At 63.0% G+C, this 14106-nt stretch carries 11 protein-coding genes and 1 tRNA gene; 7 read left to right on the top strand and 5 right to left on the bottom strand.

Annotated features, from left to right (window positions below):
- Positions 1-52 precede the first annotated feature (52 nt).
- From KIO74_RS06755 to KIO74_RS06740, 4 genes are all read left to right on the top strand, one after another.
- Positions 53-943 carry a DUF6731 family protein gene (locus KIO74_RS06755; RefSeq protein WP_213331282.1) on the top strand — a complete coding sequence of 297 codons (891 nt, stop codon included), beginning with the start codon at positions 53-55 and terminating at the stop codon, positions 941-943.
- Positions 927-1424: a hypothetical protein gene (locus KIO74_RS06750; protein ID WP_213331281.1), complete on the top strand. Its 498-nt coding sequence runs from the start codon at positions 927-929 to the stop codon at positions 1422-1424. Before KIO74_RS06755 ends, KIO74_RS06750 begins: the two co-directional genes overlap by 17 nt.
- 310 nt (positions 1425-1734) lie before the next feature.
- A complete protein-coding gene (locus tag KIO74_RS06745; RefSeq protein ID WP_213331280.1) occupies positions 1735-1968 on the top strand; it encodes a hypothetical protein in 234 nt (77 codons plus the stop codon).
- A 496-nt stretch (positions 1969-2464) separates the two neighbouring features.
- Positions 2465-2611 (top strand): hypothetical protein, encoded by a 147-nt coding sequence (locus KIO74_RS06740; RefSeq protein WP_213331279.1) that lies wholly within the window; start codon positions 2465-2467, stop codon positions 2609-2611.
- 22 nt (positions 2612-2633) lie between these two features.
- Here the strand turns inward: KIO74_RS06740 and KIO74_RS06735 are convergent, their stop codons facing one another.
- The 4 genes from KIO74_RS06735 to KIO74_RS06720 form a co-directional block, all read right to left on the bottom strand.
- Entirely contained in the window at positions 2634-2975 is a 342-nt protein-coding gene (locus tag KIO74_RS06735; protein ID WP_213331278.1) for a hypothetical protein, read from the bottom strand.
- Between the two features lie 111 nt (positions 2976-3086).
- Positions 3087-3162, bottom strand: a tRNA-Lys gene (locus tag KIO74_RS06730).
- A gap of 144 nt (positions 3163-3306) precedes the next feature.
- On the bottom strand, positions 3307-5484 hold the full coding sequence (gene mdoH, locus KIO74_RS06725) for a glucans biosynthesis glucosyltransferase MdoH (protein ID WP_213334480.1): 2178 nt from the start codon (positions 5482-5484) through the stop codon (positions 3307-3309).
- Positions 5485-5576: 92 nt separating this feature from the next.
- The gene (locus KIO74_RS06720; protein ID WP_349629153.1) at positions 5577-7172 is read right to left on the bottom strand and encodes an OpgD/OpgG family glucan biosynthesis protein; all 1596 of its coding nucleotides are present in this window, start codon (positions 7170-7172) and stop codon (positions 5577-5579) included.
- A gap of 217 nt (positions 7173-7389) precedes the next feature.
- On the opposite strand from KIO74_RS06720, the gene glmU reads away from it, so the two are divergent.
- The 3 genes from glmU (at position 7390) to KIO74_RS06705 (ending at position 11675) form a co-directional block, all read left to right on the top strand.
- The gene (glmU, locus tag KIO74_RS06715; protein WP_213331277.1) at positions 7390-8784 is read left to right on the top strand and encodes a bifunctional UDP-N-acetylglucosamine diphosphorylase/glucosamine-1-phosphate N-acetyltransferase GlmU; all 1395 of its coding nucleotides are present in this window, start codon (positions 7390-7392) and stop codon (positions 8782-8784) included.
- A 112-nt stretch (positions 8785-8896) separates the two neighbouring features.
- Positions 8897-10723, top strand: a complete 1827-nt coding sequence (gene glmS, locus KIO74_RS06710; protein WP_213331276.1) for a glutamine--fructose-6-phosphate transaminase (isomerizing) — start codon at positions 8897-8899, stop codon at positions 10721-10723.
- Positions 10724-10946: 223 nt separating this feature from the next.
- Positions 10947-11675 carry a DUF502 domain-containing protein gene (locus KIO74_RS06705; RefSeq protein ID WP_213334460.1) on the top strand — a complete coding sequence of 243 codons (729 nt, stop codon included), beginning with the start codon at positions 10947-10949 and terminating at the stop codon, positions 11673-11675.
- Positions 11676-11687: 12 nt separating this feature from the next.
- Here the strand turns inward: KIO74_RS06705 and recG are convergent, their stop codons facing one another.
- Positions 11688-13793, bottom strand: a complete 2106-nt coding sequence (recG, locus tag KIO74_RS06700; RefSeq protein WP_213331275.1) for an ATP-dependent DNA helicase RecG — start codon at positions 13791-13793, stop codon at positions 11688-11690.
- Positions 13794-14106: the final 313 nt, after the last annotated feature.

Here is a 14106-nt window from a genome sequence, read left to right as displayed (position 1 = left end):
GTAGTCAGTTGTGCGATGAGAGCGTATCGCATATTGCGCTGAGAGCTGATGAATGGCAGCAATGGCACGTTGGGGGGCGCGATTAGGCATGGCTCGGATATCGATACGCTACTATGATGTTGGTCGCGCAGACAGGTCGCACCCGCCGCTAGCAAAGGCGCTCAAGGCGATCCACGATCTTGGTGATCCTGATACGCGAGAGCGTGATGTGGGCGAGATGCGGGTTCGGCTGGAAAAGCTATCGCCATACGGTACGGATGGATCATTCGAGGGGGAGTTTGTTCGCCTCCAGGAAGAGGGATATCCGTCGGAAGTTCATCCGGGCAAGGTCGAGCCGCTGAAGACCGACAAGCCCTTAGGTCATCATGTCGCGTTTGTTTATGATAATGGAAGAAAAGTGCTAGCCATAGAGCATGATAATAAGGCTCTTGCGCTTTCACGAATAAATACATACTTCTCTAAGTTTCCACCCAACATTATGTACATACTTACTCCTAGGCTGAGAGAGGATGCTTGGGATCGGTTTCAGGCAAGCCCTAAAACGAAATTTCAGATATCTATAGCCCGACCAGAGGAAATTGACGCTTCGGACAGGCAGGCCAACTCGCTGTATGAAAGCTTGGGGAGCTTGAGCAAGGCATACGGACCCCATCTGATCGAAATTACAATGTCTATGGGGCAGACAAGAGGGCATCTTGATAATATCATGGATATTGCAAGAGATTTAATGAAGAAAAGTAGCGACGGTGAATTGGATATCAGAAAAATACGGGCAAAGACTGAGCGCGGCGGCATCGATCAGGCAGACGAGATAAATTTACTTGACGAAATACTGAATGACGTCGTGCACTTAAAGCTGCCAAAAAACGATCCTGATGCAAGTTACAACCTTCGCGTTAGCGCGATCAAAGATGGGCTTAAGCGCGATGCCAAGCGTTCCTAAGAACTCTTACTTTGTGATGGTTGTAGAGCGGTTCTCGCCACTATTTATCGCGGTGGCCTGCATCGTGATCGCCATCGCCGAGCGTGAATGGGTGACGCAGCAAATAAATGGAGGTCGGATAAGTCTTGATGGCTTGTTCTCGGCCGTCTTTGGCTGGTCTGCCATCCAGACTGGCTTTGTATTCAGCGTTTTTGGTTTCGTTGCCACAAAAACGACCGGCTTTATAGGTGAGATTTCGCGCACCCATGCCATGCGTATATTTCATAGATATACATGGAGAGCGATGGTAGTCGGCTTTCTTCTAACGCTTTATTCGATCCCTTTAATGATATGGAAGTTCGATGTAAACCAAACCGTCCAATATTATATTGTAGTATTCTGGTTTGCCCTTTTTGGGTGGGCATTTGCCTCTTTCCTTCGGGTGGCCCTCAATTTTGGAAAGATGGTAAGCGTCCGTGACGTTGAGCGCATCCCGGGATAGGGAGGCTTGCTGCGCCGAATGTACAGTCGAAGGCACTTATCCTCAGTAAGCTTAACCAAGTCACCGTTGCCAGCTCGTGGAGACACTCCCGGGTTGTAGATGGAAGCCGGCAGGCTCGTCTGGATCGCCGAGAACCTTCCGTCAGATCGATGACATCGAACGCGGGGAGCTGATCGCGGCGTGGATGGAACTCCGGCAGGAGCGGAAGCGGACGCTGGCGGATAAAGCGCGGCAACCTGCCGCACTAAAGGAGCCGGGTCGAGGCCGCGGTGCAAAGGGAGGCGTTCGTCAGGCCGCTCGCGACTTGGGCATGCCAGAGCGGTCTGTCCGAAGGGCTTTGTCGGTAGCCGCTCTATCGACCGAAGCCAAAGAGGCAGCCCGCAAGGCGGGCGTCGCCGGCAACCAGACGGTCCTTCTAGAGGCGGCGAAAGCAGTGACGCCGGAGCTCCAGGTGGCGGCGATCCGCCGCGGTACCGAGGAGCGGCTTGCGGCAGCGCCGCCAATGGGGCTTGAAGTCGAGAGACCGCAGCGCTTTATTTTGTGACGAGCCATTGCTCGCATTGGCGACTAAGGGCCACTTTCCGTCATGATAAATGCTCCTTGGCAGACCCGGGCGCCCGACCTTGTCGCCGACGTCCGCCTCTACACCACGCAGGAGGGCGGCAGAACTTCAGCGGCTCTTTTAGGATATGGCTGTCCTTGCTTCACGTCGAAGGATCTTGCGAGAGGCGGCTGGGACGCACGCCTACAGCTTGGCGATGAGCCGTTCGAGCCGGGGACCCAGCGACGGGTCGGTTTCGTCTTTCTGACGCCAGAGGGAGCCGACGCGATCAGGCGAGCCGGTCGGTTCTATTTGTTTGAAACGCGCTTCGTGGGCGAGGGGACCGTCATCAGCTGAGCCACCTTAAGCGGACGCAGACGAGAACCTCATCCGCGAAGAACTGTCGGACGCGGAGATCGCATCCGCCATGGCGCGGCGGAAGCAGATCTATGAGGAGATATATCCAAATACCGCAGCGGCTAACATAAGGGCTGCTGGAATGAACCGATCTCTTGGTCGAGGTGACGTTGACGCCAATCTGGCGCCAACGTTTGCGAAAGCCACCGCCGAAGCGATCGGCAAGTCCGAGCGCACAGTCCAGCGGCATGTGACCCGCAGTGAGATACCACGCGCCGAGACCCTGTAGAAGATCGCCGGAGCTACCTGTTCTATCGCCCGGCTATTGCCTTGCCTGCGACACGTTCCGCACCACGCTGCGCGACCCACCGCATGCCGTCACCTTTGCCCTTGAGCTCGAGGCTCCAGCCCGTATCCATATCAATGCGAATTGTGATCTCTCCCGCGTCGCTTGTTACCACCGCGCGGAACTCACGCTGCTTATGGTCCAGGATAAATCGACCTCGCGGATCGTCCCAAAGCGTTACCGAAACGGGAAAGGATGCGAGAATGCAACCATACTCGCCTGCAACCAGCTGACCGCCAGCGGGATTTGCGAAGAGCAGGAACCCCAGAGGCTCGTTCGCATCGGTCAGCAGTTGGATTGCAGTCATGGTGCCCTGTCCATCGAAATTCGCCGTGGTTCCACGGCGGTTCCATGAGCAGGGTGGTTCCTTGGTTGCTCGATCCGAATTAGGATAAGTTATTGATTTTTAAGCTAATTTTGGTGAGCGCGCTGGGGCTCGAACCCAGGACCTACTGATTAAAAGTCAGTTGCTCTACCGGCTGAGCTACGCGCTCCCTCAAGAAGGTGCCTTGAGATACGGTCTAGACGGCTCCGGGTCAACCGTCTTGAAACGTTCCTGTGTGGAGAGCCTCGGCGAAAAGACGAACGTTGCTCGGACAACGGCCCGTTCTTGGCCTCGCCGAGGCTTGCCCCCAGTGTCATGCGGCCTCCGCCGAAAGCTGGCGCTGAGTGGGCAGTTTCGCGAGCATGGAGAGCATGCCGCGGTCCTGAAGGATGACCATGCGCTCCTTCGGCTTGAGCCAAGCGCGGGCATCCTCGATCGTCTCGGCGTCGATCAGCTTGGCGAGAGCCAGCGCATGGTCGGCCTCGATCTGGCCGCGATGACGCTTGAGCCCGCTTGGCAGGAGCATTTCATGCCAGGTGCGCACATCCGCGTCGCGATGGATCACATCCAGCGCATCCGCGTCATCGAAGCCGTCGCGCTGGAACTCGGCGTTGAGCTCGCCCGCGCGCTCGGCGATGGGCGGACGCACGGTCTCCTCCGGCGTCAGCAGCAGTCCCGCGCGCTTGAGCGCCAGGCCGAGGGCTAGGGTGCCGGCCGCCCAGGATATCGGGATGGCGAGCACCAGGCCGACGATGGTGGGGGACATCCAGCCGAACAGCGATGGCGCGATCATGAAGGCGGAAATGCCGGTGATCAGCCCGAGGATCGTGTGCATGCGATGCCTGCGCACAATATCGCGGAACGGGATCGAGCCGTCATCGCGACGCTGAGGTTGCCAGCCGGTGTCACGCCCGGCGATGATCTGGAACACCGCGCCCGACTGGATGAGCATCATGATCGGCGCCAGCAGCGCCGACAGGATGATCTCGAGCAGCGACGAGATGATGAGGCGGATGCCGCCGCCGCTCGCGCGCCTTTCCTGCCTGGTCAGGAGCATCAGGAGGAGGCCGAAAAGCTTCGGCGCCAGCAGAATGCCCATGGTCACCGCGAACAGGAACAGGGCGCGCTCGGGGTCGAAGCGCGGCCAGACGGGAAAGAGCGAGAACTCGCGCGTGAAATATTCCGGCCGCACGTAGTGCGTCTGCCAGACCAGCACGATACCGACCATGAGCTGCAGCAGCCACAGCGGCGAGGCGAGATAGGAGAAAATGCCGGTGGCGAAATGCTGCCGCGTGGCCAGTTTGAAGCCACGCGCGCCGATGACGCGCGAATGCTGCAGATTGCCCTGGCACCAGCGGCGGTCGCGCGCTGCCACGTCGATCAGCGAAGGCGGGCTCTCCTCGTAGCTGCCCGCCATTTCCGGAATCATGTAAACCGTCCAGCCGGCACGGCGGATCAGCCCGGCCTCGACGAAATCATGGCTGAGGATATGGCCGCCGAAGGGGGGCTTGCCCGGAAGGTCAGGCAAGCCGCAATGGGCAGCGAAGGCCGCCGTGCGGATGATGGCGTTATGACCCCAGTAGTTGCCGTCCTTGCCCATCCAGACCGCGAGGCCCTTGGCGATCAACGGGCCATAGACACGGGCCGCAAACTGCTGGACGCGCGCGAACAGCGTGTTGCGGTTGATGATCATCGGCAGACTCTGGATGATGCCGGCGTCCGGATCATTCTCCATGGCATGGGCGAGACGGACGATGCAGGCGCCGGTCATCAGACTGTCTGCGTCCAGGACCAGCATGTGGTCGTAGGCACCACCCCAGCGCGTTACGAAGTCGGCGATATTGCCAGCCTTCCGGTGCGTGTTCTTCACGCGGTGGCGATAATAGATGCGGCAGTCGTTGCCGTAGCGACGGCGGAGGTCGAGAAACGCCCGTTCCTCCGCCAGCCAGATATCGGGCTGCGTGGTGTCCGAGAGGATGAAATAGTCGAAATGCTGCCCGAGGCCCGTATCCTCCACGGACTCCCGGATGGCGGCGAAGGCGCTGAACACGCGCGCCGTCGACTCGTTATAGATCGGCATCACCACCGCGGTGCGCCTCGTCAGCGCCTTGGGCAATGTGTCGCGATCCCGCCGGGCGAAGAGCAATGTCGCGAAACCCAGCAGGGCGCTGGTGAAGGCAAGCGCGATCCAGGAAAAATTGATGGTGAAGAGGACGAGCAGCACCCACTGCAGCACGGTGGTACGGCTCACCGACACGACCTGGTACATTTCCCAGGCGCCGTAGCCGGTGAGGGCTGCGGCTCCGCCGAAGACGAGGATGCGCGCGAGCCAGGGCGCGCGAATCTTGTGAGGCGCGACGAAACCCCTGCGGTCTCCCGGTGACCAGGACCGCAGAGACTGCGTCGGCATGGCGAGCCGCTTTTCAGCGGGCAGAGGATCGGAAGGCAGGGCGCCCGGGGCCTCATGGGCGCGCGCTGCGTCCACCACCATGATCTCCTGCGCGGAGCTGGCTTGCTTTCCGGAGGATCTGGTCGCTGCTTCCAGGTCCTTGGTCAAGGGAGAATCGGTCATCGTCAACTCGTTCAAGCCGTCCACCGATAAAGCCATGTCTCGCCCAATGGTTTCCCTGCGTTCTCGATGACGAGGCGTAGTTCGGAAGCGGGGTCACTCCCTGGGTCCAGCTCAAAGGTTGCTCGCAAAGTTTTGCGCTCGGGATAAGGCCAAAGTTGGAGTTTGGAAATCTTGCCAGGCGTGGCGGTCACGGTTGCCTTCGCCTCGCGCAGCAGATTGGCGTCGGAGAACGCCTCCGCGCGGAAGTCGACCGCGAAGCGTGTAATACGTCCCGAACCTGTCTGGCCGACACGTGTGCCGGTCACGACAGCCAGCGCCGGACGCTCGGGCGGCGACCAGCACCAGTAGAGACGGCAGGCGAAACTCGCTTCGCCACCCGCCGCCAGTGGCTCCTTTGGACGCCAATAGGCGATGATGTTGTCGTTGAGCTCCGAATCGGTCGGGATTTCGATGAGCTGCACCTGTCCCGCGCCCCATTCCCCCAACGGTTCGAGCCACAGGCTCGGCCGGCGGTCGAAGCGCTGCCGATCGTCCTGGAAGGAGGCGTAGTCGCGGTCACGCTGCAATAGCCCAAAGCCGACGGGATTTGTATCCACGAAGGCCGAAATTTCCAGGTTGCTCGGATTGCTGACCGGCCGCCAGATCCATTCGCCGCGCCCGTTATGAATCTGCAGGCCCTTCACCTCATACACGGCGACGCGTACGTCCGGCGTTGTCGCCTGATCATTCGGCCCGAAGAGAAAGGCGCCGGTCATCGCGCCGTAGCCTACATGGTCGATCACGGCGCGCGGATACAGGCTGACCTCGAGGTCGGTGATCGTCATCTCGCCGGGCCTGAGGGTGAAACGCGCCGTGCCGGTCAGATTCTCGGAATCAAGAAGCGCGTTGATCACCATCGCGCCGGAGCCGGCCGTCGGCCGGTCGATCCAGAAGGCCCGGAAGAAAGGCACTTCCTCGCCGCGCGTATCGGCCGGCTTGAGGATCAACGTGCGGGCGAAGACACCGAACTCCTGGTTGCGCGCCCTTGCCCTGAAGAAGGTGGCACCCTGGAAGATCGCCGCCTCCCAGCTGCTGCCATTGCCGCCATCGGCCAGAACGCGAAAGCCGGAGAAGCCGAGGTCCTGATCGTCCGCCGGGGGCGGGACCTTCCCGAAGTCGAAGGCGTTTTTGCTATAGCCGATACGCCGAATGACCCCGTCCTCGACCGCGAAGATCTGCACCCGGTTGCCGTAGACGAAGCCGCGATGCAACGGCTCGACGGTGAAGCCGCGGCTCTCGCGATTCCATATGGACGATTCGGGCTTGATGCGAATCGCTGCATACTGGTCGAAGGGGAGCTTCGCGAAGGTGTCCGGCAGATCGTTCGGCAGTGGCACAAAGGGGCGCGTCGCGAGAAACTTCGCGACTTCCCCCATACGCGCGGCGTCGAATGTCTTGCCGTCACCCAGAATCTCCAGAGCGGCGTCGACCACATTTTGATTCTGTGCGCTCGCCGCGCTCGTGCCGAGAAGGCTCGCGGCCGATACCACGGCCCCGAGGCCGAGCATTTCGCGGCGATCGAGCGCAAGGCGATCAGGAGTGTTTGGGCACGGCTTTATCTCTGACACGATGGTCCACTGCTTCTTAGAGTGAGGAAGGCGCTTGGAGGGAGCGGGACTTCCAGCCGGGGCGGCTGACATTTAACATGGCTACCCATCGGGCCGCGAGGTGGATTCATGAGTGCCGCGAATGAAGTTAGACACCAAATATCGGCAAAGCTTTGACAGACACTTTAGAAATGGTCATCGGCTGTGGGTAGCCCCACCCTGGAAGGACGGTTGAACAATGACGACATCCGGTGAGCGCGCCTCCGCGCCGACTGCCAGTAAAAGCGATGAACGCCGCTGTCTGGCGGTGGTGCTGGCCGCGGGCGAAGGCACACGCATGCGTTCCCGGCGTCCCAAGGTGCTGCATGAAGTCGCCGGTCGTTCGCTCCTCGGCCATGTGCTGGCGACAACCACGGCCGCGGGCGCGGGCGAAATCACTGTTGTGGTCGGACCGGACCGCGCCGACGTGGCCGCGGCCGCGCGCAAGGCCTGGCCGGCTGCCGAGATCGTCGAGCAGCGCGAGCGCCTCGGCACGGCCCATGCGGTTTTGGCCGCCCGCGCGGCGATCACGCGCGGGGCGGACGACGTCATCATTGCCTTCGGCGACACGCCGCTTGTGACAGCAGACACATTTCGCCGGCTACGCGACGCGCTGGCCGATGGCGCCGCGGTGGTCGTGCTGGGCTTCGAGGCCGCCGACCCGACGGGCTACGGACGGCTGGTGCGCGAGGGCGACAGCCTCGTGGCGATCCGTGAGCATAAGGATGCGAGCGAGGGCGAGCGGGCGATTACGCTCTGCAACGGCGGTGTCATGGCGCTTGCCGGCGCCACGGCTGTCGAACTCCTCGAGGCTGTGGGAAACAGCAATGCCAAGGGCGAATATTACCTCACCGACGTGGTGGCGATCGCCCATGGCCGGGGCCTCGCGACCCGCGCGCTCACCGTGAGCGAGGATGAGATTCAAGGTGTGAACGATCGCGCGCAACTCGCTCAGGCGGAAGCATCTTTTCAAAAACGTCTGCGCGGCGCGGCGCTCGCCATGGGCGTCACATTGGTCGCGCCGGAGACGGTTTTTCTCGCGGCCGATACCGCCTTTGGCATGGATGTCGTCGTTGAGCCAAACGTCGTCTTCGGACCGGGCGTCACGGTCGGCGATGGCGCCGTCATCCATGCTTTTTCGCATATCGAGGGTGCGACGATCGGCGCGGGGGTCTCTGTCGGGCCGTTTGCCCGGCTGAGGCCCGGTGCCGAGCTCGGCGAAGGAGCCCGCGTCGGCAATTTCGTGGAGATCAAGGCGGCGACCCTGGGCGCCGGCGCCAAGGTCAACCACCTGACCTATATCGGCGATGCATCCATAGGCGCCGCGACAAACATCGGCGCGGGTACCATCACCTGCAATTACGACGGCTTCCGCAAGCACCGCACCACGATAGGCGCCAATGCCTTCATCGGCTCGAATTCCTCGCTCGTCGCTCCCGTGACGATCGGCGACGGGGCCTTCGTCGGCTCAGGGTCCGTCATCACCGCCGACGTGCCCCCGGACGCGCTGGCGCTCGGGCGCGGACGTCAGGCCTTGAAGGAGGGGTGGGTACCCCTTTTTAAGGAGAAGTTTGGCCCAAAGGAGGATCATTGATCGCGTTTTGAGGCAGGACACAAACGTTTATGCAACTTGATTTGGTCAGACTGCCGCGCTTCTGCTAGCCCTCACGGGCTTGGATCAAGTTGTGCAGCGAGGTGGTCGGCTGATGTGCGGCATCGTTGGAATTCTCGGCCGTGGGCCGGTGGCGGCGCAGGTTGTCGATGCGCTGAAGCGGCTTGAATACCGCGGCTATGATTCGGCCGGCGTCGCCACGCTCGACGGCGGCCGGCTCGACCGACGGCGCGCCGAGGGCAAGCTGCGCAATCTTGAGGAGAAGCTCGCCATCGCGCCGCTGCCGGGTGCCAGCGGCATCGGCCACACGCGCTGGGCGACCCATGGCCGCCCCAACGAAAGCAATGCCCATCCCCATGCAACGGCCCGTATAGCCGTCGTCCATAACGGCATCATCGAGAATTTCCGCGAATTGAAAGCGGAGCTCGCTGCCGAGGGGCTGGTCTTCGAGAGCGAGACCGATACGGAGGTGGTGGCGCAGCTCGTCTCACGCGAGCTCGAACGCGGCCGTTCCCCGGTCGATGCGGTCGCCGCGGTGCTGCCTCGGCTGAAGGGGGCCTTCGCGCTGGCCTTTCTCTTCACCGGCGAGGACGACCTGATGATCGGAGCCCGGCATGGCGCGCCGCTTGCCGTCGGCTATGGCCAGGGCGAGATGTATTTGGGGTCGGATGCACTGGCGCTCGCGCCCTTCACCGACAGCATCACCTATCTCGACGATGGCGATTGGGCGGTGCTGAAGCGTGCCGGCGCCACGATCCACGATCATGCGGGAAAGGTTGTCAGGCGGCCGCGTCAGCAGATCGCGCAGAGCGCTTTCATCGCCGACAAGGGCAACCATCGCCATTTCATGGCCAAGGAGATTCACGAGCAGCCGGAGGTCGTGGGCCGCACCATCGCCCATTACGTCGATCTGGCGAGCGGCCGGGTGAAACTGCCCGGCGCCTTGCCGTTCGATTTCGCAAAGCTGAGGCGTCTCGTCATTTCATCCTGCGGGACGGCTTACTACGCCGGTCTCGTCGCCAAATACTGGTTCGAGCGTCTGGCGCGGCTTCCCGTCGATATCGATGTCGCCTCCGAGTTCCGCTATCGCGAGATGCCCCTCGACGAAGGTGAACTCGCGCTGTTCATCTCCCAATCCGGCGAGACGGCCGATACGCTCGCCTCCCTGCGCTACGCCAAGGGCGAGAAGCAGCATATCCTGTCCATCGTCAATGTGCCGACCTCCACCATCGCGCGCGAAAGCGACGTGGTGATGCCGACTCTGGCGGGGCCGGAGATCGGCGTTGCCTCGACCAAGGCCTTCACCTGCCAGCTCGCGGTGCTCCTGGCGCTCGCCATCGCGGCCGGGCGCGCGCGCGGCACGTTGTCGGAGGCCGAGGAGCAGCGCTTGGTGGCGTCACTCGTTGCCGTGCCGGGCGCCATGGCGGACAGCCTCGTTCATGAACGAGAGATCGAGCAGCTCGCCCGTGAACTCGCGAAAGCCCGTGATGTCCTCTATCTCGGCCGGGGACCGGCATTTCCGCTGGCGCTCGAGGGCGCGCTCAAGCTCAAGGAGATTTCCTACATCCACGCCGAGGGCTACGCGGCTGGCGAGTTGAAGCACGGCCCGATCGCCCTCATTGACGAGAGCATGCCCGTCATCGTGCTTGCGCCGCACGATGGCGTTTTCGACAAGACCGTCTCCAACGTGCAGGAAGTGGCCGCGCGTGGCGGCAAGATCATTCTGATCGGCGAGGAACGGGCAGTCGAGGAGACGGGCGTAACAGCCTTCGCCGCCATAGGCATGCCACCGCTCGATCCGGTCATCGCGCCGATCGTCTATGCAGTGCCGGTGCAACTCCTCGCCTATCACACCGCCGTGGTGATGGGTAAGGACGTCGACCAGCCCCGGAACCTTGCCAAATCGGTCACCGTCGAATAGGCATTCGAGGTTTTCCGATATAACGCCGGCGTGATCCTGCCGCGCTGCAACAAAGCGCAAAAGCGTGCTAACCTGCGGACAGGGCCGTGCATTGGCACGGCCCAATGGGGGCTGGTACCGCAGAGAAGGCTCGGCTTTGACCGACGGCAATCGTGACGAGAGGCAGCCGGGTGGGGTGACCGATGGCGCGCTCCTGCCGAGTGCCCATGATGTCGTACGTGACATGACGACACTGAGTGGACCCACGACCGTGGGCGCACGGCTGAAGACCTATTTTTTCACGGGCCTCATCGTGGCGGGGCCGCTCGCCATCACCGCCTATATCATCTGGTGGCTGGTCACTTTGGTGGATGGCTGGGTCAAGCCTCTGATCCCCTTGTCCTATCTGCCGGAAACCTATCTGCCCTTCGCTATTCCGGGCTTCGGCCTGATCGTGGCCTTCGTGGGGCTGACGCTGCTCGGCTTCCTCACAGCGGGTCTCGTCGGCCGCACGCTCCTGAATTTCGGCGAGCGCATTCTGGCGCGCATGCCGGTGGTGCGTGGGCTCTACAAGGGCGTGAAGCAGGTCTTCGAGACCATCTTCTCCCAGTCCGGGAGTTCCTTTCGGAAGGTCGGGCTGGTGCAGTTCCCGGCGCCGGGCATGTGGTCCATCGTCTTCCTCTCGGCGCCGCCCTCTGAGGAGATGGCCTCGCACATGCCGGAAGCGGGCGACTATGTCAGCGCCTTCATGCCCTGCACGCCCAATCCCACCACCGGCTTCTTCTTCTTCGTGCCGCGCAAGGACCTGATCGAGGTTTCGATCAGCGTCGAGGATGCCGCCAAGCTGATCATGTCGGCAGGCATGATCCAGCCCGTCGCGAATGCCCAGGCCAAGCTCGCGCAACTCGCGGAAACCGCGCGCCTCACCGCCGATCCGGTGCCATCAACACGCATCGCCGAGAAGGTCGAATAGGCGAGGGGGCGTTCAGCCCGCGCCTCGCAGCAGCCGGATCGCCTCGTCGCGCTCGAACAGGTACAACAGGAAGCGCAGGGCCTCGCCGCGCGGCCCGATGAGTTTCGGGTCCTTCTCCAGGATGAGCCGCGCGTCGTCGCGCGCGGCCGCAATGAGGTCGGCGTCCTGGTCGACCCGGGCGAGCTTGAAATCAGGCGCCCCTGACTGGCGCGTGCCGAGGATTTCCCCTTCCCCGCGCAGCTTCAGGTCTTCCTCCGCGATGCGGAAGCCATCCTCCGTCTCGCGGATGACGCCGAGGCGCGCCTTGGCGACCTCACCGAGCGGCGCCTTGTAGAGAAGGAGGCAGCTTGACCGCTCGGCGCCGCGCCCGACGCGCCCCCTGAGCTGGTGAAGCTGGGCGAGGCCGAAGCGCTCGGCATGCTCGATCACCATGATGGTTGCTTCCGGCACGTCGACGCCGACCTCGATCACGGTGGTCGCGACGAGGATGCGCGTCTCGCCGCGCTGGAAGGCCCCCATGGCGGCGTCCTTGTCGCGGCCGGCCATCTTGCCGTGCAGAAGCCCGACCTGATCGCCGAAGAACTGCCGGAGCATGGCATGCCGCTCCTCGACCGCGGCCACGTCGAGTGTCTCGGATTCGGCGACGAGCGGACAGACCCAGTAGACCCGGGCGCCCTGCTTGAGCGCGCGCCCGATGCCGGCCACGACCTCATCGAGACGGTCGAGCGGCAGCGCGCGGGTATCGATCGGCTTTCGGCCGGCCGGCTTTTCGCTGAGGATCGAGATATCCATGTCGCCGAAATAGCTCAGCACGAGAGAACGCGGGATCGGCGTCGCGGTCATGACGAGAAGGTCGACGGCCTCGCCCTTGGCGCCGAGCGCGAAGCGCTGGTGGACGCCGAAGCGATGCTGCTCGTCGATAACGGCAAAGCCGAGGTCCTGGAAAGTCACGCCCTCCTGAAACAGGGCATGCGTGCCGACGACGAGGTTCAACTCGCCGCTGGCGAGCTTGGCGATGGTCTTCGCGCGCTCGGCCCCTTTGTCCCGCCCCGTCAGGAGCCCGACTTCGATGCCGGCGGCCGCGGCGAGCGGCGCGAGACGCGCGTGATGCTGCCGGGCGAGGATCTCCGTGGGCGCCATCAGCGCCGCCTGGCGGCCCGCCTCGGCGGCGCTCGCCATGGCAAGCAACGCCACCACGGTTTTGCCGGAGCCGACGTCGCCCTGAAGCAGGCGCACCATGCGGTGAGGGGAGGTGAGATCGGCGCGGATATCGGCGACAGCCTTCTCCTGCGACGCCGTCAGCGCGAAGGGCAGATGCGACCGGATCGCGTCGGCCATATGCCCGTCGATGGCGAGGCTGCGCCCGGTCCGCCGCCGTCCCTGCGCGCGCATCAGCGCGAGTGCAAGCTGGGTGGCAAGCAGTTCGTCATAGGCCAGACGCCGGCGTGCCGGCGCCTCGGGTGCGAAGGGCGCCATATCGATCGGATGGTGCAGGGTCCGCAAGGCGGTGTCGAAGGCCGGAAACCCCCGCGCCTGGATCCAGGCGCTGTCCTGCCATTCAGGCAGAGAGGGAACGCGCTCCAGCGCGCCGCCGGCGATGCGCGCGACATAGCGGGCCGACAGGCCCTCGGTGAGACCATAGACGGGCTCAACGGGGGGGAGTTTGTCAGCCTCGTCAGCATCGAGGACCCGGTCCGGATGCACCATCTGCCGGTGCCCGTCCCACAGCTCGATCTTGCCGGACACGAGGCGCTTGGCGCCGAGCGGCAGCATCTTGTCGAGCCGCGCCTGCGTCATGTTGAAGAAGGCAAGCGTCACATCGCCGGTGTCGTCCTCCACCACGACGCGGAAGGGCGCGCGGCTGCGCCCGGGCGGTGGCGGGCGATGCTCGGTTACCGTGACCTCCAGCGTCACGACTTCGCCTGGCACCGCTTCCGCGATGGTCGGGCGCGCGCGCCGGTCGATGCCGTTGTGAGGCAGATGGAAGAGCAGGTCGATGACCCGTGCGTCACCAGGCGCTGTATCGAGCAGCCGCGAGAACAGCTGCGCCATACGCGGGCCGACGCCGCTCAGGGCCGACAATGGGGCGAAGAGGGGATCGAGGACGTTGGGACGCATGGAGGTTTCCATGTCGGAAAGTTCCGTCGGTGTAAACCTCCCTGCGACGGTTCCTTATTGCCTGCGTCGTTCTGTGGCCGGGCATGCCAGAACTCTGCGCTGCTGTATGGCCCATGGTTGGAGAAATTCGGTTTCGGGACTGAGGCGGGCCACCTCGAAGAACTGACAACAGTTCTTCGACAAATTTCTTTTCAGGATGAGGTGATGGGCCTCCCCGTCTATGCGGACGGAAATGTGAGGCCGCGCGTCGCCGCCGCGATCCAGCCCGGCTTTGACATGAGGGCCAGCATTGACGATCAATGTCTCTGTCTGT

It is taken from the genome of Chelatococcus sp. HY11, assembly GCF_018398335.1.
Taxonomy (GTDB): Bacteria; Pseudomonadota; Alphaproteobacteria; order Rhizobiales; family Beijerinckiaceae; genus Chelatococcus.
This window is presented reverse-complemented; position numbering and strand designations above follow the sequence as displayed.